This is a genomic window from Ornithinicoccus halotolerans (assembly GCF_009602535.1).
Taxonomy (GTDB): domain Bacteria; phylum Actinomycetota; class Actinomycetes; order Actinomycetales; family Dermatophilaceae; genus Ornithinicoccus; species Ornithinicoccus halotolerans.
On sequence record NZ_WIQI01000031.1, the window covers coordinates 1 to 18,478 of the forward strand.

Here is an 18,478-nt window from a genome sequence, read left to right on the forward strand (position 1 = left end):
GCCGGCGGCGCCGGGCCCACCCCGCGCAAGCCCCGCCGCTACGGCCCCAGCGACCTGCGCCCGCGCCCCGGCCAGATCCCGGGGCTGGACGGCATCCGGGCGCTGGCCATCCTCGGCGTGCTGGTCTTCCACTTCACGCCCACCGTGCTGCCGGGTGGGTTCCTCGGCGTCGACGTGTTCTTCGTGGTCTCCGGCTTCCTCATCACCACGCTGCTGCTGCGGGACATCCACGGCCGGGGACGCATCGACCTGCTGGGCTTCTGGCTGCGGCGCGCCCGCCGGCTGCTGCCGGCGCTGGTCACCGTCGTGGTGGTGTCGGTCGCAGCCGCCCGGGTGGTCGGCGGCGACCTGCTGGTGGCGATCGAGCGGCAGGCCCTCGGCGCGCTGACGTTCTCCACCAACTGGCTGGAGATCAACGCCGGCGCCAGTTACTTCCACAGCACCTCCCCGCTGCTGTTCGTGAACTTCTGGTCGCTCGCGGTCGAGGAGCAGTTCTATCTGCTGTGGCCGCTGGGCCTGGTGCTGCTGCTGGCGCTGGCGCGCGACACCAGGCAGCGGCTCTACGCCGCCGGCGGGCTGGCCGCCGGGTCGGCGCTGCTGATGGCGCTGCTCTACACGCCCGGGGAGGACGCCACCCGGGTCTACTACGGCACCGACACCCACCTGTTCGGGCTGATGCTCGGGGTGGGGCTGGCGCTGGCCTGGGCCGGGCCGCACCGGGCGTGGTTGCGCACCCGGACCTGGCGGCGGTGGCGCGGGGCGGCCGTGGTGACCGCACTGCTGGTGCTCGTCGGGCTGATGCGGGTGCTCGGCGAGGCCTCCGCGTGGACGTTCCGCGGCGGCATGCTGCTGGCGTGCCTGGCCACCGTGGTGCTGGTGGCCGGCCTGCTGGAGTCGCCCGGGCCGTGGCGCACGCTCATGCAGCTGGCGCCGCTGGCCTGGCTGGGTCGCCGCTCCTACGCGATCTACCTCTGGCACTGGCCGGTGCTGATGATCGCGGCCGCGCTGTTCCCGTTCGCCCCGGACACGCCCCGCGGGTGGACGGTGCTGGGTGGCTGCCTGCTGCTGACGCTGCTGCTGGCCGAGCTCTCTCACCACCTGGTGGAGACCCCGGTGCGCCGGCACGGCTTCCTGCGCTCGCTGCGCCGGCTGGCCGGCTGGTTCACCACCCCCTGGCAGGTCAACCGGCTGCCCCGGCTGGTCGCCGGCGCGGCCGGCGTGCTGGTGCTGCTCGCCGGGGTCGCGCTCGCGACCGCCCCCGAGAAGTCGGAGACCCAGCGCGCGATCGAGGCCTCCGAGGCCGAGCTCGTCGGTGAGGGTGCGGCCGAGCCCGGCAGCGGCTCTGGCGCGCAGGACGAGGGCGCCGACGGCGAGCGCAACCAGGGCTCGACGGACCAGGGCGAGGGCGGTCAGGACCGGGAGGCCGGCCAGCGGGACGGGGGCCGGGACGGTGACGGCGCCGCCGAGGAGGACTCGGGCCAGGCCAAGAGCGACGCGGGTGACGGCGGCCGCGAGCGACCGGAGGGACTGCCCGAGGGCGCCCCGGCGAGCTGGCGGCTGGACGCCGACGGGCTGGCGGTGCCGCGCGGGGAGGACATCACCGCCATCGGTGACTCGCTGGTGGTCACCAGCGCCGACGGCCTCAAGCACCGGTTCCCCGGGATCAGCTTCGAGGCCAAGTCGAACCGGCAGTGGCGTGACGCGCTCGGCGTGCTGGAGCAGGCGCTGGCCGAGGACCGGGTGCGCGACAACGTGATCGTGCACTTCGGCACCAACGCCGGGGTCGACGCGGCGGTCCTGGAGGAGTTCCTCGACATGCTGGGTGAGGACCGCCGGGTGGTGCTGATGAACCTGTACTCCAGCAGCACGTTCGTGCCCGGGTCGAACCAGGCCATCGAGCAGGCCGCGGCGGGCCGCGACAACGTGGTCGTCGGCGACTGGGCCGGCGCCATCGCCGAACGGCCCGAGGACCTGCAGTCCGACCGGGTGCACCCGGACATCCCCGGGATGCACGTCTACGCCGAGGCGGCGGCCGAGGCCTTCGACGCGCTCGCCCGCGGCGGCTGACGGCCGGGGGTCGCGGCCCCGCGCGGGCGACGCGACCGCGCCCGCTGTGGCAGGCTCTCGACTGTGAACATCGTGTTCGTGGAGCCCCACTTCCCGCGCAACCAGCGCGAGTTCGTGCGGGCGCTCGCCGAGGCCGGCGCCCACGTGCTCGGCGTCGGGGAGACGCCCGCGGAGTACCTGGACGAGCAGCTGCGCTCCTGGCTGGGCCACTACAAGCAGGTCCGGTCGGTCACCGACACCGACGAGATGACCGCCGTGGTGCGCCGGCTGCAGCGGCTGGTGTGGGTGGACCGGCTGGAGGCCACCATCGAGGCGCACGTGCTCCCGGCCGCGGTGGTCCGGGAGCGCACCGGCATCCCCGGCACCTCGGTGCGCACCGCGTGGCTGTGCCGGGACAAGCCGTCGATGAAGGAGGCGCTGCGGGAGGCCGGCATCCGCACCGCGGCCTCGACCGCGGCGGACTCCGCGAGCCAGGTGCGCAGCTTCGCCGACCGCGTCGGCTACCCGCTCATCCTCAAGCCGCGGGAGGGTGCCGGCGCGGCGTCGACCAGCCGGGTGGACACCGAGGCGGACCTGGAGCAGGCGCTGGCGGCGTTCGGCTCCTCGGTGACCTCGATCGCGGTGGAGGAGTTCATCGAGGGGCACGAGGGCTTCTACGACACGCTGACCCTGGACGGGCACGTGGTGCTGGACTTCTCCTGCCACTACTACCCCGGGGTGCTGGAGGCGATGCGCAACCGGTGGATCTCGCCGCAGTACGTCTCCACCAACCGGATCGACGGCGGCGGCCTCTACGACGAGATGCGCCGGCTGGGTCAGCAGGTGGTGGAGGCGTTGGGCATCGAGACCTCGGCCACCCACATGGAGTGGTTCCACGGCCCGAAGGGGCTCATCTTCAGCGAGATCGGCGCCCGGCCCCCCGGCGTGGGCTGCTGGGACCTGTACTCCAACGGCAACGACATCGACGTCTACCGGGCCTGGGCGGACGCGCTGGTGCACGGCCACGTCGGCCAGCGGCCCTCGCGCAGCCACGCGGCCGGCATCATCGCGCTGCGGCCGGACCGCGACGGCCGTATCAGCGGCTACTCCGGCTTGGACGACATCCAGCACCGCTACGGGCAGTGGGTGATCGACGCCCACCTGCCAGAGCCCGGCACCGGGACGCAGCCGGTCGAGGCCGGCTACATGGCCAACGCCTGGATCCGGATGCGGCACCCGGACTACGACGAGCTGCGGCGGATGCTGGACGACGTCGGGCAGTCCGTCCAGGTCCATGCCCACTGAGTCCCCCGGGCGCACCGCCACGGCGCCCGCGCCGGAGCCAGCGGGCACCGACGGGCACGGGGCGGGCCGGCCACGGGTGGTGCTGCTGGGCCCGCAGCGCCACCCCACCGTCGACACCGTGCTGCGCGACCTGGGGCTGTGCGGCCGCCGGGTGGGGATGGTGACCGCAGGCTGGCGCGAGCGCGAGCCCGAGGACGAGCTGCTGGCCGACCTCGTGGGCGGCAACGCGGTCAACCTGCGGCTGTGGCACCGGATGCAGCAGGTCTGGGAGGCCGACCCCGAGCTCGCCGAGGCCGACACCCGGCGCCGGGCCCGGCTGGAGGAGATGCAGGAGCTGTACCTGCGAGGGCTCGGCCACGCCATGCACGCCGTCGCCGACCTGGCCGAGCACCACGCCCGCCACCCGGACCTGGTGGAGGCCGCGCGCGACGACGCGGTCCGCATCATCCGGCGGATGGACACCCGGCACCTTGAGCGGGTGGCCGAGGTGCACGCCGAGTTCTGGGGTGCGTGGCCACCGCACGAGCGGCCCGCGCTCGCCGAGGCCCGGGCGCAGGTAGCGGCCGACCTCGCCGGCGTGGAGGCGCTGGTCGTCACCGGGGGCCACGTCGGCGTGCTGGTCGGGGCGATGCACCTGTTCAACGTCGCGCCGCAGGTCGCCCACCTGCCGGTCATCGCCTGGGGGGCCGGGGCGATGGCGCTCACCGACCGGGTGGTGCTCTTCCACGACCGGGCCGCGCACGGCCCGGCCGTCGCGGAGGTGTTCACCGGCGGCCTGGGCATGGTGCACGACGTCGTCGCCCTCCCCTCGGCCCGCGACCGGCTGGCGCTGGGCGACCGGGCGCGGATGGCGCTGCTGCAGCAGCGGTTCGCCCCGGCCCGGTGCGTCCCGCTGGACGAGCGGGTCCGCGTCGAGATCGACGCGGGAGGCCGGCTGCCCGACGGCACCCCGGTGCTGGGCGAGGACGGTGCCATCACCGGCTGGCGGGACCAACCGTGACACCCGGCCCGCACGACCTCGACCTGGCCATCCCCGGCACCCCGCCGGGTCCGGGCACCAAGGCCCGGCAGCGCAAGCTGGCCATCAACCGGCTCCGGGAGCGGCGCCCGCTCACCGAGGAGGCGGTGGACCGCTTCCTGGCCAGCAACGAGGCCCCGATCGTCGAGGGCTTCCGGTGCACGTTTCTGTTTCGCGGTGACGCAGACGAGGTGCACCTGCGGCACCGGATCGTCAACCAGCCGCAGCGGGTGCCGCTGCGGCGGGTGCAGGACACCTCGCTGTGGGCGGTGGTCGTCGAGCTCCCCGCCGGTTCCCGGGTGGAGTACCAGCTCGAGGTGCGCCGTGGGGACCACACCGAGGAGGTCAACGACCCGCTCAACCCCCGGGTCGCGCACAGCCCGGTCGGCTCCTCCTCGGTCTGCCACGCCAGCGGCTACACGACCCCGGAGTGGACGCACCCGGACCCGCACGCCCGGCAGGGGGAGTTCCTGGACCTGCCGCTGCAGTCCCGGGCGCTGCGCCGGTGGACCCACACCCGGGTCTACCTGCCGCCCCGGTTCCGGCCCACCAGCCGCTACCCGCTGCTGGTCGTGCACGACGGCGACGACTACCTCAACTACGCGGCCATGGGCACGGTGCTGGACAACCTGATCCACCGGCTCGACATGGCCGAGACGATCGTGGCCTTCAGCAACCCGGGCGACCGGATCCGGGAGTACGCCAACCACGCCGGCCACGCCCGCCACGTGACCAGCGAGCTGCTGCCGCGGCTGCAGCAGGACTTCCCCCTCATCGACCGGCCGGACGCGCGCTGCCTGATGGGCGCCAGCTTCGGGGCGGTCGCCGCGCTGACCACCGCCTACCGCAACGCCGGCGTCTACGGGAACCTGCTGCTGCAATCGGGTTCGTTCGTCTTCACCGACATCGGCGAGGACCACGGCGGGGGGCCGGAGTTCGACCCGGTGGTGCGGTTCATGAACCGCTACCGCGCCCGCCCCCGACGGGTGGCCGACCACATGTACCTGTCCTGCGGCGTCTACGAGCCGCTCATCGTCCCCAACCGGTCGATGGTGCCGGTGTTCGAGTCGACCGGGGCGGCGGTGCGCTACGTCGAGGCACGCGATGGCCACTCCTGGGAGAACTGGCGCGACCGGCTGCGGGACGGGCTGAGCTGGATCTATCCGGGCCCGCAGAAGCTCGTCTACGAGTAGTAGCCCGATATTGCACTGTCTAGTTGCTGGTTAAGACACAAGGAGATTGCGCGATGGAGCTGACGACCGACCGGCCGACCTACCTGCTGGTGGACGGCGAGAACATCGACGCCACCCTCGGCACCTCCATCCTGGGCCGGCGGCCGCACCCGGAGGAGCGGCCCCGGTGGGACCGGCTGCTGACCTTCGTCCGGGAGCAGTGGGGCCAGCAGGCCCGCGGGCTGTTCTTCCTCAACGCGAGCCAGGGCATGCCGATGTCGTTCGTGCAGGCACTGCGGGCGATGGGCTACCAGGCGATCCCGCTGTCGGGGACCACGGAGGAGAAGGTCGTCGACATCGCCGTGCAGCGCACGCTGCAGGCGCTGCGCTCCCGCGCGGCCGACGTGATGCTGGTCAGCCACGACGGCGACTTCCGGGAGGACCTGGCGGCGCTGCTGGACGGCCGCCAGGTCGGGCTGATGGCGTTCCAGGAGTTCTGCAGCTCCGGGCTGGCCGCCCTGGCCGAGAGGGGCCTGCAGAGCTTCGACCTGGAGCATGACGTCGCGGCGTTCACCGCGCCGCTGCCGCGGCTGCGGGTCATCCCGATCGACCAGTTCGACCCGGAGCAGTTCCTGGTCTGAGCGACCCGCGGCGCGTTCAGAGGATGAGCCGCGACCCAGTCCAGCTGGTTCGCCACTCGTCACGCTGGAGGCGAACGACTCGAGCCCAAACCCCCTGCGGGCAGTCCACCCACCTGATCGCGTCGGTGGTCCACCCCGGCTGCAGCCCCTTCCAAGGTTCAACTGGGCCGTGTGCGTGAGGTGACTCGCAGCAGGTCGGGCGACAGCGCCGCCCCCGCTGCTGCTGACCTGCTACGTGGTGCTGGCCCACCGGCTGAGTGCCGACCCTCCTCCGGACCCCTCCACGCCTGGGCGTGTCCTGCCGTGACTAGAGATCAGCCAGGCTAGCTAGCTCGCCTTGGGGACTGCCACCGATGCCGATGAGAGGTCGGCGGCCTCGGTCAGAAACCTCGTGTTGAGTCCCCGAGCGATCAGCCAACCCGCGAGCACGAGTCCGTGCAGCGCGAGTGGTGCGTTGAGCAATAGGTAAGGGCCGCTGACCACGTCCACGGCGCGCGCCAGGAAAAGGAGGCTGCCGAGGATCGCCAGGGCGGCTCCGACGATGCCCCAGACCGACAACCAGGCAGGCACCAGTCGCCGGCGGAAGAGCAAGGTGAACAGCATCAGGTCACCGAGGCACAGGGTCACGATGACAACGACGTGGTTCACAAGATCTCGGGCGAGCCGCAAGACCTCCGCGATGCTCGCGTCGCCGGAGGAGGCCGCCGTCGCGTCGTACCCGTCAGCCAGGTGCAGGAGCAACGGCAGCATCACCACTGCGAGCAAGTGGAATCCACAGGCCACCAGACGGAACCCGACAAACCCCAAACTGAGTGTCGCGTCCGCTCGTCGCAGGACCGGGTAGAGCACCAGGGCGAAGCCGGCGTATGCCGGGACCATCAGCGTCTGGAACAACGCACCGGAAACAACCTCGCTCTGGCGCGCGGACAGCAAGGTCATGTAGTCCGGTTGCTCCAATACCGGCACCACGCTGAGGAGCCCCGCTGTGAAGCTCGCGAGCACAAGCACGCCCGCAACGGTGGTTGCCCGCCTCCCAGGCCGAGTTGCCCATCGCAGTCTCCCCCACACAACCGCCGTCACGCTCACAGCTCGCTGCCGCATCGTCATCACCTTTACGCTCGTAAGGTTGCCGTCCCGCGCGTTACTATACACCTGTAATGTCAGCGATCCACCCCTGTCGGAAGGCCGCACTTGTCCCCACGCCAGCCCGGCCGGCGACCGCTCAGCCATCAGCGCATCATTGAGGCCGCCCTCGCGGTGGCGGACCGGGGCGGGGTCGGCGCGGTCAGTATGCGCAGGGTGGCGGAGGTCCTCGGCGTCGAAGCGATGGCGCTCTACCACCACCTGCCCAACAAGAACGCCCTCCTGGATGGACTCATCGACGCGGTCTTCGCCGAGATCGATGCCCCCAACGCGGAGGATGACTGGCAGACGGCGCTGCACAAGCGCTGCGCCTCGACCCGGCGCGCTCTCTTCCGCCATAGCTGGGTCCTCGGACTGATCGAGTCACGAGACCACGTCGGACCCAATCGCCTGCACCACCACAACGCCGTCCTGGGAATCGTGCTCGGCGCAGGCCTGTCACCGGTCGATGCGGTTCTCGCCGTCTCGGTGCTGGATAGCTACGTCTACGGCTTTGTCCTGCAGGAAAAGCAGCACCAAGTGTCCGCCCCCACTGACACCCAGGAGGCGGCCAGCCAGATGGTTGACCAACTGCCGGTCGGCGATCTGCCCCATCTGCGCGCAGTCGCCGAGGCTGTGTCCGCTGGCTTCGCACCCTCCTACGACGACACCTTCGCCTACGGACTGCGAATCATCCTGGACGGGCTCCACCCGGCGACTGACGCGTCGGCATGACTGAGGGACACGTGGCGCGGACAACCCACCCGGGCCTTGGCGGCTACGCTGCGTGCGGTTCCGCCGCACTCAGGTCGCTTCGACCGGCCGGTGAGCCAGCGCCGTCGCCCGATCAGGACTGCGAGCACGGATACGGTCAGAATGACCTCAAGTGCTATCGGTCCGGCCCGTTGTCCAGCCAACTTCCTCGTCATCCTCATCGAAGTTCATCACAACCTCGTCCCGCCGCCTCGGCCGCGGTTCTCGCTCGGTACGGACTGCGGCCTGCCAACGCTGGTCTCAGTAGCGGCCCGCGTCTACACCGCCCGGTTCGGCGGCGGGCGCAACGCCGCCGCATACCTCAGCGCGCTGGGGATCAGGCTGAAGGACGGCAGCCCCAGCCACCCCCAGACCCAGGGCAAGGCCGAACGGTTCCACCAAACCCAGGACACCATGGCTCGAAACTCGGGCCGCCGGGGGCAAAGATCAGCATCCGACGCGCCGCACGCATGCACCGCCTCGGCGCAGGCTACGCCCACTGCGGCAAGGAGATCCTGGTCATCCTCGACCCGAATACCGCTACCGTCATCGAACTTTGCACCGGCGAGATCCCCCACACCATCAACCCCACCCGCGGCTACTGGAGCAAACACGCAAGACCCCCGGGCCGATGGCCCGGGGGTACGACGGGACTGATGTCGCGACTCAGGTGATACCTGTGGTCCGACTCAGCACAGGGTGGAGGCGAGGGGGATCGAACCCCTAACCCCCTGCTCGCAAAGTCCACGAAAGCTACTCTTGCGCATCCAAACCCGCACGTCAGGGCACATAGCGATGCGCCACCGTACGCTGTGACGGCTCCGCGTTGCAGTACTTTTCTGGGGTACGAGTGGGGTACGCCCGCTCCATTGCGTGGGGGCGGAGGCACCAGCGACCTGGATCAGCGGATCACCCTCCTGTATGCCGAAGGTCGACCTGGTCGGGCGTCCGCCCCGCCCCGATGCCAGTCCCGTGCTGACCGGCATCATCGCTGGCCGATTGGCGGACCCTGACCGTTTCACCTCCCTAGCCGCGGTCCGCTCCTACCCTTTCTCGTGCCCGGGGTGGGCCAGCCCGGCACCGCCGAACGCACCGGCGGTGCTGACCAAGGAGTGTCGCCACTTGGCCACGATCCTGCTCGGTTCCTGCTGCTCGAGCGAAGCCAGCCCCTGGTCCTCGTTCTCCTTCGGGGACGGCGGACTCACAACCGCCAGTGTCTCGGTCACGACGATCCTCCTGCCCCGACCGGGGGAATAGGGCGACCTCTCGCGCGGGAAGTGACGCACCCCTCGGGAGGAGGGTCGCAGTAGCTTCTCTCCCAGGGAGCTGCGAAGCTCACTCCATGTCTGACAAATCAGTTTTGGGGCCGTGGATCGTCGAGGCCCTGCGGGAACATGGCGGCTCGGCAGATTTGCTTGATGTCTGTAAGACAGTGTGGCGGAGACACGAGGACGACCTGCGCGCGGCAGGAGACCTCTTCTACACGTGGCAGTACGACATCCGATGGGCCGGTACCAAACTCCGTCAGCAAGGAATCCTTGCTCCGGCCTCCAGAGAGAAGGCGCGGGAGCCCTGGCGGCTGATGTAGTTAGTGTGATGCTCGGGCCTCCGCTGTGCGCGGACGCGACTTCGCTGGCGGCGAGAGGAGGCACATCCCTACGCAGCTCGCAAACCAAGGTCCAGGTCGACCCGAAGCGTCGCCTCGTACCGCCTTCGTGCTACAAGTCCTGGTCAATGCCGCCATCGCTACCAGGCACAAGGAGGCTGGCATCCGCAGGGCTCCGCGGCGACCGCCTCAGTCGCGCGTCTTCTCCGCATCAACGAGCCAAAATTCGTCGTTGATCTTGAGGGTCAGCGCAAGCATCAGTCGCAGCGCGCGGTAGTAGGTCTCCTGATGCTGGGCTTCGCCATGGCCCTTTGCTTGGACGCCGTGCTGGTATTTGTTGCGTAACTTTGGGCCATTGCTGAAGTCAACAGAGTTCAAGTTGAAATTGAAATAGGAGGCCTCGGCATTGGTGAGCAGCGTCGATCGCCTGACAAGCCACCCCGCATCGACCATCGTGTCGACTTGTGTACGAGACCGCTCATTCAAATGGTAGTAGGCGACGGCTTCGTAGTCGGCGAGTGACATCAGCACGCGCAAAAGGCCGGGGTTTTTAAGATGAATGCGCCCGCCCGTATTCTCGGCGACTCCGTGTTCGATCAGTTTGTCGACGAGAGGCCGTTGGTATTCGTGCAGCGATTCGTAGGAGACCTCCTTCCGCCGAAGCAGTTCGAAGGCGTTGTTGCCTCTCAGGGCTTCATTGACGTAGGTCAAAGAGGACTGATCAGAGAACAAGGTGTGCAGAAGGGTGCGGATCTCATTGTGGTCCGTCGGATACGCGTATTTTCCCACCAACGTACTCGGGATAGTCCGATATCGTACCTGGTCAGCTCCTGCGGCGGCTACCTCGTGGTCGATTTCACCGTCTTCGAGGAACAGTTTAAATTGCGTCGCCACCGACTCCATTTCGGCAAAGAGGTTTCGGCAGCGCTCCAGATAATTGGCCATCGGGCTGGATGGGCTGAACACAAAGCCTTCCACGCCATACTCCTCGGGCAGGTACTCCTCGAAATACCAGCGGAGCACCGCCTCAAGGTCGATATCCTTCGAGGCGAGGTACCGCACGTACATTACCGTCTGGAGTAGTGTTGCCCGATCCTTGGCCTCGAAGATCTGGCCGGTCCGGTAGTGGCTTGTGCCGATTAGGCCAATGGCAGCTTCAATCCCACCCCGTTCGCTGTCGAAGGCAGGCAGAGTCAGCAGTCCGTCCTGGGGCGCAAACTCGAACAAGTACTGGACATTATTGAGGACAGAGGGAAAGTCCAATGTGTCCTCCAGCCATGCCTCACTGAAGGTGTACTCGATGACCATGTCGTTTAGGCTTGAGACCACCGGCTCAACCTGGGTCCGTGACACAGTGACGGCGCAACCGGTCTTGATACCGGGATTCGTCTGGAACAACTCCTCGATCATGGCGTTGTATCGGCGCCTTGCCTTGACAACTAATCTGGCATCTATTCCCGCGGCACTATCTATAGCCGCGTCAGCTATCAGTTTTAGGTAGTTCGGGTTCGGCGCCGCGCTGTCGATGTAGGACTCCATGAGGGCCCGCGAGTCGGCTGGACTGAAACTTGCGGGAAGGAAGGAGTCCTTCGTCCTCTCATCCTCAAGGTGGTGCTGGATCACGAGCTCAGCTCCACGCGGCTCGGCCAGAATACGATCCCGCAGGGTTGTGTCGTAGTTCTCTACCAGCCGCTTACTCGTAACCATGTCGCCGAGCTGAATCTCTGCTCCGTCAAGGGCAGACAACATCGCTGCGGGGGAGCAGCGTCCATAGACTCCTAGGCCAGCCAAGAGATCAAGAAGATGCTCTTGGTATTGCCAGTCGACTCCTTGCAACTTCTCAGCGAGATTGCCGTCCTGTAGATCATTGAACCATTGCGCGACGATCCGCCTGATGCTGGTGCTTTTTGCCAGTAGCTCCTGGCGGTGGTGCTCAGCGATGTCAGCGGGTACAAAACCCGCTTCTATGAAAAGCCGAGCGTTGTGCAGTTCTAATATCCCGTTAACATCCTCCGGTGGGGATACTGGGTCAAAGGCGCCTACTACTTCGACTGCCTGACGGACTTGCCAGTACGTCGCAAGGTCCCCAACGCCGTAATAGCGGAGCCGACGCGTGGACTGGTCGGGTGCGGCTTCTTCGTCCATGTGGATCCTTGCGAGCGTCTTCTGTCAGTCGATGGGGTAGATCCTACCTGTCGCCACGACTCTAAGGGACGACCGTTGCCTCGCTCAGGCGGCTTTACGTAGGGCGACGAGTTGGCCACACTCTGAGGCGGAATGGCGTGTCTCATGCTTGTACGGGCGTACGCTCGTTCGCTCGCGCCGCCCTCGTTGAGCCATCACCCCGCGCCGTCCCGCGTTGGGCTACCCGCGTCTCGGCGAGATGCACGGGCACCCGGTCCGCGCGACACGCTTCCTGCGGACTACTCGTCGCTGGGGCCTGCGGGCAACTGGCCGCACTGGCGTGCGTCCCACCACTGTCATGCGGCAGGAGTGTGCCACTTACGCTCGCCGGATGGTGTCCCGCACCCGACCCAGTCTCGGGAGGTGTTTGCGCCAGCCTTCAGGGGCCGGACAAGCGATAAGGATGAGGCCCGCGCTCCGGGAAAAATGAGCACCTGCCACTGGCCCAGAGCGGTGACCAACAATGCGACTGGCACGGACCCGATGAACATGATGACCGTGTGGTACAGCGCGCCACCGGTCGCCACGATGGCAGGGTTTCGTTCACGCGACCCATCCTCGCGCCCGACGCGGCAAGTCCGTAGGTGCCCAAATCCGTGAGCGCCAGGCCACTGCCGCCGGTCGCGACACACGCAGGCTGGCGCTTGTGCACAGTAGCCTGCTCCTATGTGGCTTTGGATCATAGGTCTGGCGGTCCCCATCGCAATCACTTGGTGGATCACGTGGTGGTACGCGACCCGTCGGGTCCAGGTCCTGCCGTTATGGAGAGCGACGCCGATCCTCTCTGAGCGATCGCCCGAGAAGCTCAGCGTTGCATACAACGGACAGCCAGTCTCCCAGCCCTACCTATTAGAAGTCCGGCTGCAAAACAATAGCCATCAGGACATCAGTCCAGATGATTTTCGTGGTGGCAGTTGCGAGATGATTTTCTTGGACGCTCGTTATGTCACGGGAATCGAACTGCCACCTGACGGCGCCATCCTTGATGGCCCCACGGTATCTGCGATGCAGGACGAGGATGGTCTCCGTGTAACCTTCGAGCCCCATCTGCTACAACGTGGCAAGCCCGCGTATGCTCGCCTGCTATGTGACGGGCGACCTAGGTGCTCGGACGCCCGTATCGAGATCAAGAACGTTGATGTTAAGAAGACGCCGCGCCTGCCGGTGTGGCGCTCATCCCTACTGCTGGGAGGAGGCGTAGCGTTCCTATACTTGGGCATCGCGTTGCTTACAGACTTTCCGTCAAACCTTGGCAACTGGATAACCTATGGCGTTGCGACTCTTTTGACGTGGGCTCTCCTCGCTGGTGGCCTTGTAATGTTTCTGCGAAGGCGAGAGCTGCTTTACTTCGCCGAGGGCGACTGGCTCCGTGCTCCCTCCCAGACAATCAAAAGGGCACTCTCCGAAGCCGACATTAAGGGACCCACCACGGCCCCTTAGTGTGCACATGCCCCGAGGGCGGTGCGACTCCCACTCGGTGATCCTCCGTGTGCCGGTCAACGGCATCGTGGGAGCGTAGTTTTGCCGCATGGCCTGGCCCCCGTTCTATCTCTGTCCCGCAGGTCGGGTTCCTCGCGGCCCCCCGGCCTGGTTGACCGAGGCGTATGGTCCGGCCATGGGTAGCGAAATCGCGGGCGAACGGTCGGGCATCGACTGGGGCGCACACGGGCCGACGGAGGAGCAGGCATACCTTGTGCTGAGGATCGTCGGTGACGCGGCCAAAGAGAGGGTCGGGCGGACCCAGGATCCGGACTGGGGTAGGCCACACCCTCGCTCGACCCTGGCGGCAGACGACGCGCGTCTGCACCCCTGGGCGGTGTCGCACACCGCTTCCCAAGCAATCGTGACGGGCAACGACCACCTCTGCACAATCGCCCACCTTCTCGGCGAACCGAATCCCGTCCTGCCCGCTTACGGTGGCAGCACGCTGGCCCGCGGCGCACTTGAAGCCGGCGCGGCCGCTCTCTGGGCCGTCGGGCCGGACGACGCCGACGTTCGCGTAAGGAACGTCCTCCGCTGGGAGACCCAAAGCAAGTTGGATCTAGCCAGATTCGGGGGATTCCTCGGACGTGACAAGAAGGATCAGGAGGCCGACCGCGAAGAACTCATGCGAAAAGTGGAAGCAGCGGCTCAGTTAAACGGAGTAAATCTTCGGACCCACCGCCACCTCACTTCGACCGCGATGCTACAAGCCCCGCACATCGCGGAAATGATGCGCCCAGGAGACCTTCCACCTGTGGCTGCGTGGTCAGCGGCCAGTGCGTTTGCCCATGGGCGGCCTTGGTCGACCCTCCATCTTCAGAGCGTGGAGTGGCTTCCCGGGGTGCGTGAAGGGGAATCTCGAGGGCGGATCACCGCAGATGCCCGTGTGTTGGCTTGGTTTGTCTGGACCGCCCACGAAATGCTGGAGCACGCTGAGCGACTACTTTCCAAACGAGGCAGGCCGCCGCAGCCAAAGACGTCCACCCTGCGGATAGCCGCGGCCCCCTGGCGAATCTAGGTGGCAGCCCGTGGCTTCATTCAGCGCGCCAGTTGCGACGGTCGGACGGCGCCAGGAAGCCAGCCGGCCAACGTGGGGGCCTCGGCGTGGTCAATCTTCTGAACTGGCGTCAAACATGTTCTGTACTCGGCGGTACCCCAATGTATCGACCGCCGCGCACCACGGGGATCAGCCTTCGTCGGGTCGGACCGATCACCGGGAAGGACCAGATGCTCCGCGTGTGGCGCCCTCATGGGGCGCATGACGCTCTGCGCGTCGCTGGCTGGCTCGGAGCCTGTTGCCGTCAGCGGCTGGCGTCCCCACGCCGGAAACCGGAGTCGGCGCGCCCAGTCGCCGGATGAGTCGGGTCTGGTGTCTGACTGCGTCGGGTTCCTTGATCGGCGGACCTGTGGGGTTGGGCTCGGTGGACGGGATGTCGTGGGCGGCGCGCCAGACCGCGAGGTCGCCGTTGAGCTGGTCATCGACGTGGGCGGGCAGGGCCCGCTGCCAGGGCTTCCGGTCGGACGCACCAACTCGTCGGGCTTCGTCGGCGACCCGCTCGACGAGCTGCTGGACTCGGCGGGTGAGCCGGTCGAGGTATTCGCTCGTCTCCGCGTCCTGGCGTAGCGCGGATGGGACGTCGGGGAGCCAGGGCAGAGGCGCGTCCCGGTGGGACGGTGGGGTGGCAGCTGCCACGCGCCAGGCGAGGGCGGCGGCCGGGTCGTCCGCCTCGGTGAGGCTGCGCTTGCCGCGGTACCAGGTGGCCTGCTCAACCACCCCCTGTGGCGGGGTCCCGTCGACCCAGCGTAGGGCGAGCCGGCCGCGCAGGTGCGGGTAGGCCGACGCTCCGGTGAGGCCGGGCAACCACCGCTCGAGCGCGTCGTCCAGCGCCGCCATACGCTCGAAACCGAGATGGTCCTGGGCCAGGACGGGCAGGGCGTCCTGGTAGGCCAGCACAGCCTGCCGCAGCAGCTGGGCGGCGTCACCGCGCTCGACGGTCGTGGCCGACTGTGCGCGGCCGTCGCGGCCGAGGATGTCGGTGAGCACCTGCCGCGGCTCCACCCCCGTGTCCTGGACCTCGTGCCCGACACGATCCAGCGAGGCGCTGGGTGTGCCGAGGTGGAGGTGGTTGGTCTGCCGGCCGCGGGAAAGTGCGACGTACAACATCTGCCGGGACTCGTTCCCGGTGAGGACGGTGTGGGTGGTGTCGACGGTGGCGCCCTGGGCGGCGTGGATCGTGCTGGCGTACCCCAGCTGCATGTGCTCGGCCACGTAGTCCGCGGGGAGGGTGATCTGGCGGGTATGCACCGCGCGTGAGCTTCGGTCGTGGCGTTCGGCCGAGACTGCCCCGTCGGCGTGGACCTCGAGGACGTGCCACCGGTCGCCGTTCTTGACCCAGGACCCGTCCGCGCCGCGCAGACTTCGGTCGTTGCGGCGGGTGATGACGGTGTCGCCAGCGCTGGCGCGGGTCCCGTCGCCTAGGGCGACCTCACGCCCGGGCGGCTGCCCTGTGGCCTTCAGGCGGTCCTGCCGGGCGCGCTGGTTCAGCTCACGCACGGCGTCGCGGGTGGCGGCCAGCAATAGGCTGGACATGCCGGCCTGCTGGTCGGCCTTCCAGGCGGCATACGCCGCCTCGACCACGTCCCCGGTGTCGGCGGCGTGAACGCGGCCGTGGTCGACGTAGTGGTCCAGGGCGGCGGGGTCGCCGTCGCGGATCGCGAGCGTGGCGGTTCCTTCGGCGGGGTCGGTGAACCGGTGCAGCTCGGTCAGGGTCGCGGTGGTGCCGTGCGCGTGCCCTTGCTCGGCCAGGTCACGAAAGATTCCGCCAGCCGCTACGGCGGCCAGCTGCTGGTCGTCCCCGACCAGCCGCACGCTGCCGGCGGCGTAGACGACGTGCCGGACCACGGCCGCGAGGTCGCGGGTGCCGGCCATCCCGGCCTCGTCGATCAGCACCAACGTTCCCGGGCCGACCTCACGGCTGATCGCTGCCAGCGACTGCGGCTCTGGGGAGACACTGGCCCCGGTGGCGTTCACCTGGTGGAGGTGCTTGGCGATGGTGTCGGCGTGGATGCCGGTGGCGCGGCCGAGCTCCTCGGCCGCGACCGCGGTGGGCGCCAGGCCCAGGACGGTGCCACCGGAGGCCTCCCAGGCCCGGGCGAGCACACGCAGGGCAGCGGTCTTGCCGGCCCCGGCCGGGGCGAGGGCGACCTGCACCCGGCACCCGCTCGTGGCGAGGGTGCCGGCCATCGCCGCCTGAGACCGGTCCAGGCTCGGACCGTTCCCACTCTGGGCGGCCAGGACGGTCTCAACCACGGCCGGGTCGGCCTGGCGGCCGTCGCGACGCAGCCCCAGCGCGAGCAGCTCGTCCTCGACGGCCAGGATCGCCCTCGAGGTGTAGGCCTGGCTGCCGTGCATCCTGTGGGCGGACTGTCCGTCCGGGCGGCGCAGCACCGTCGGCTCGCCCAGCTCCGGCGGCACCCCGACCGGTACCGAGAAGCCCTGCAGGACCCAGCGCTCGACCTCGCGCGCGTGTTCCTCGAGCCTGTCCAGGGGCACCTGGGCGGTGCGGAGCTGGCGTAGGCTCTCGGCGCGCACGTGCCAGATCTGCCACGTCGCCCGGGACGCTTCCAGCACCGACAGCACCCGCGCGGCGACGATCTGGGGACGCACGTCCCGACCCGGCCGCTCCCGGACGTGCCCGTAGAGCGTCCCCACCCCGTGACCTGCGGCGATGCCCGCATCCCGACCGCGTCCCCCGGTGCGCCCCCACCCCGCCCCCACCGCCGATGCGACCATGCCCTCCTGGCTGCGTCCGTCGCGGGCGAGCACGGCCGTGGCCTGCTGCCGCCAGGCCTGGCGCTGTTCGGCCTCGGAGCGCGGTTCCTGCTTGCCGGGCCTGGTTTCCAGGTTCGCCTGCTGGGCCAGGGCCAGCGACTCGATGGCGGTGGGGGTACGGCCGTGGTCGGCCAGGAAGACCGAGGCGAGCTCGCGCTGCCGGGCCTCGATCGCCTGCCGCCTGGACGACCAGGTGGCGAGCAGGGCCGGGTCGATCCCGTCGATCTCCCGCACCGCCCGCTTGCCCTCCTGCCCGGGGCGGTCGACGAAGCGGACACCGAGCCGCTCGGTAAGGCCGGCTTCGAGGTGGGTGTTGTAGTGCTCGGAGGCCATCACCTTGGCCTTGAACAGCATCCGCCCGTCCAGGGTGAGCCACCGCCCGCCTTCCTCTAGCAGGGACTGCACCTTGTTCGACACGACGACGTGGGTGTGAAGGTCCGGGTCCCCGGTTCGCGCGTCGCGGTGGTCGAACGCCGCCGCCACCAGCCCGGTGACGGGGACCTGGCGGATGCCGCCCTTGCCCACCCTCGTGAACGCCACGTCCCTCTCCAGCATCGCAACGGTCGCGCGGACAGCGTCCTCATGCGCCGCCTCCACCTCCCTCGCCACCTCCGGCGGAGCCAGGGCCCAGAGCGCCGAGACCGACTTCACCGGCGAGAACGTCAGGTCGAACCCCGCCACCGGCACTTGCGCCGGCCGCGACGCACCCGCGACGAAGCGAGTCAGCTCGGCCTCGTCCACCGGGGCGCGGCCGTGCCGTCCGATGAATGCCTCTCGGGCGACCTGCGTCCTGATCGCCGCCCGCTCCTCCGCGGGGATCGGGGCGTTCCACGCCAGCCCGCGGGCGGTGTTGTGCTCGCTGAACGCCCGCGCGGTGACCTGCCGCAGGGACGTGGCGTCGAAGGTCAAGAACGAACGTCCTAGTGGCCCCCAACCGTTGGCGGCGGCCTGCGGCTCGCCGGCGCGGGGGTGGCGGCCCTGCCCGAACAACAGCATCATCTGCTCCTCGGTCACCACGTCCCCCTCGGCCAGGTCCAGGCCGGCCAGGCCGGTGCCGAGCCACCGACCTGGCGCCTCGCCCTTCTCCTCGTAGTAGGCGGCGAGGCCCACCTGCCGCTTCTCCGTGGCGTCGTGGACCGCGACCTGCTTGGTCAAGTACGTGTACCCGCTGCCCGCGGCGAGCTTGTGCAAGGTCATCACGCTCCCCAAAGCCACTGGGGACAGCCGCAGGGGCTCACCAGGGGCGTTCCGAGTGCACCAGGTGTGTCCTCGATCTGCGCAGGCAGTGGTGTCGGACGGTCGCGGAGTCTGTCGGAG

The 18,478-nt window shown here is 68.8% G+C and carries 11 protein-coding genes; 7 read left to right on the forward strand and 4 right to left on the reverse strand.

Annotated features, from left to right (window positions below; genetic code table 11):
• From GFJ45_RS07670 to GFJ45_RS07690, 5 genes are all read left to right on the forward strand, one after another.
• A partial coding sequence (locus tag GFJ45_RS07670) for an acyltransferase family protein (protein WP_153395818.1) occupies positions 1–2,067 on the forward strand: 2,067 nt, incomplete at its 5' end.
• Between the two features lie 63 nt (positions 2,068–2,130).
• Positions 2,131–3,351 (forward strand): ATP-grasp domain-containing protein, encoded by a 1,221-nt coding sequence (locus GFJ45_RS07675; RefSeq protein ID WP_153395821.1) that lies wholly within the window; start codon positions 2,131–2,133, stop codon positions 3,349–3,351.
• Positions 3,341–4,351 carry a hypothetical protein gene (locus tag GFJ45_RS07680; RefSeq protein ID WP_153395823.1) on the forward strand — a complete coding sequence of 337 codons (1,011 nt, stop codon included), beginning with the start codon at positions 3,341–3,343 and terminating at the stop codon, positions 4,349–4,351. Before GFJ45_RS07675 ends, GFJ45_RS07680 begins: the two co-directional genes overlap by 11 nt.
• Positions 4,348–5,562 (forward strand): alpha/beta hydrolase, encoded by a 1,215-nt coding sequence (locus tag GFJ45_RS16935; protein ID WP_267128853.1) that lies wholly within the window; start codon positions 4,348–4,350, stop codon positions 5,560–5,562. The genes GFJ45_RS07680 and GFJ45_RS16935 overlap by 4 nt, the downstream gene beginning before the upstream one ends.
• A 53-nt stretch (positions 5,563–5,615) precedes the next feature.
• Positions 5,616–6,182, forward strand: coding sequence for an NYN domain-containing protein (locus tag GFJ45_RS07690; RefSeq protein ID WP_194288570.1), 567 nt, complete (start codon positions 5,616–5,618; stop codon positions 6,180–6,182).
• A 327-nt stretch (positions 6,183–6,509) separates the two neighbouring features.
• On the opposite strand, the gene GFJ45_RS07695 is transcribed toward GFJ45_RS07690, so the two are convergent.
• Complete coding sequence (locus GFJ45_RS07695; protein ID WP_194288571.1) at positions 6,510–7,190, reverse strand: DUF4386 domain-containing protein; 681 nt, start codon at positions 7,188–7,190, stop codon at positions 6,510–6,512.
• Positions 7,191–7,373: 183 nt separating this feature from the next.
• On the opposite strand from GFJ45_RS07695, the gene GFJ45_RS07700 reads away from it, so the two are divergent.
• Entirely contained in the window at positions 7,374–8,039 is a 666-nt protein-coding gene (locus GFJ45_RS07700) for a TetR/AcrR family transcriptional regulator (protein ID WP_228386677.1), read from the forward strand.
• Between the two features lie 1,061 nt (positions 8,040–9,100).
• Here the strand turns inward: GFJ45_RS07700 and GFJ45_RS07705 are convergent.
• Complete coding sequence (locus tag GFJ45_RS07705; RefSeq protein ID WP_153395827.1) at positions 9,101–9,283, reverse strand: hypothetical protein; 183 nt, start codon at positions 9,281–9,283, stop codon at positions 9,101–9,103.
• A gap of 569 nt (positions 9,284–9,852) precedes the next feature.
• Complete coding sequence (locus GFJ45_RS07710; protein ID WP_153395829.1) at positions 9,853–11,808, reverse strand: hypothetical protein; 1,956 nt, start codon at positions 11,806–11,808, stop codon at positions 9,853–9,855.
• Between the two features lie 960 nt (positions 11,809–12,768).
• On the opposite strand from GFJ45_RS07710, the gene GFJ45_RS07715 reads away from it, so the two are divergent.
• Positions 12,769–13,287, forward strand: coding sequence for a hypothetical protein (locus GFJ45_RS07715; protein ID WP_194288572.1), 519 nt, complete (start codon positions 12,769–12,771; stop codon positions 13,285–13,287).
• Between the two features lie 1,252 nt (positions 13,288–14,539).
• Here GFJ45_RS07715 and mobF read toward each other — a convergent pair.
• Positions 14,540–18,358, reverse strand: a complete 3,819-nt coding sequence (gene mobF / locus GFJ45_RS07720) for a MobF family relaxase (protein ID WP_153395833.1) — start codon at positions 18,356–18,358, stop codon at positions 14,540–14,542.
• Positions 18,359–18,478: the final 120 nt, after the last annotated feature.

Bases quoted from the DNA above. Each gene is read 5' to 3' on its own strand.
- GFJ45_RS07710 (WP_153395829.1), bottom strand. From the start codon at position 11,808: ATGGACGAAGAAGCCGCACCCGACCAGTCCACGCGTCGGCTCCGCTAT.
- GFJ45_RS07690 (WP_194288570.1), top strand. From the start codon at position 5,616: ATGGAGCTGACGACCGACCGGCCGACCTACCTGCTGGTGGACGGCGAG.
- GFJ45_RS07680 (WP_153395823.1), top strand. From the start codon at position 3,341: ATGCCCACTGAGTCCCCCGGGCGCACCGCCACGGCGCCCGCGCCGGAG.
- GFJ45_RS07715 (WP_194288572.1), top strand. From the start codon at position 12,769: ATGATTTTCTTGGACGCTCGTTATGTCACGGGAATCGAACTGCCACCT.
- mobF (WP_153395833.1), bottom strand. From the start codon at position 18,358: ATGACCTTGCACAAGCTCGCCGCGGGCAGCGGGTACACGTACTTGACC.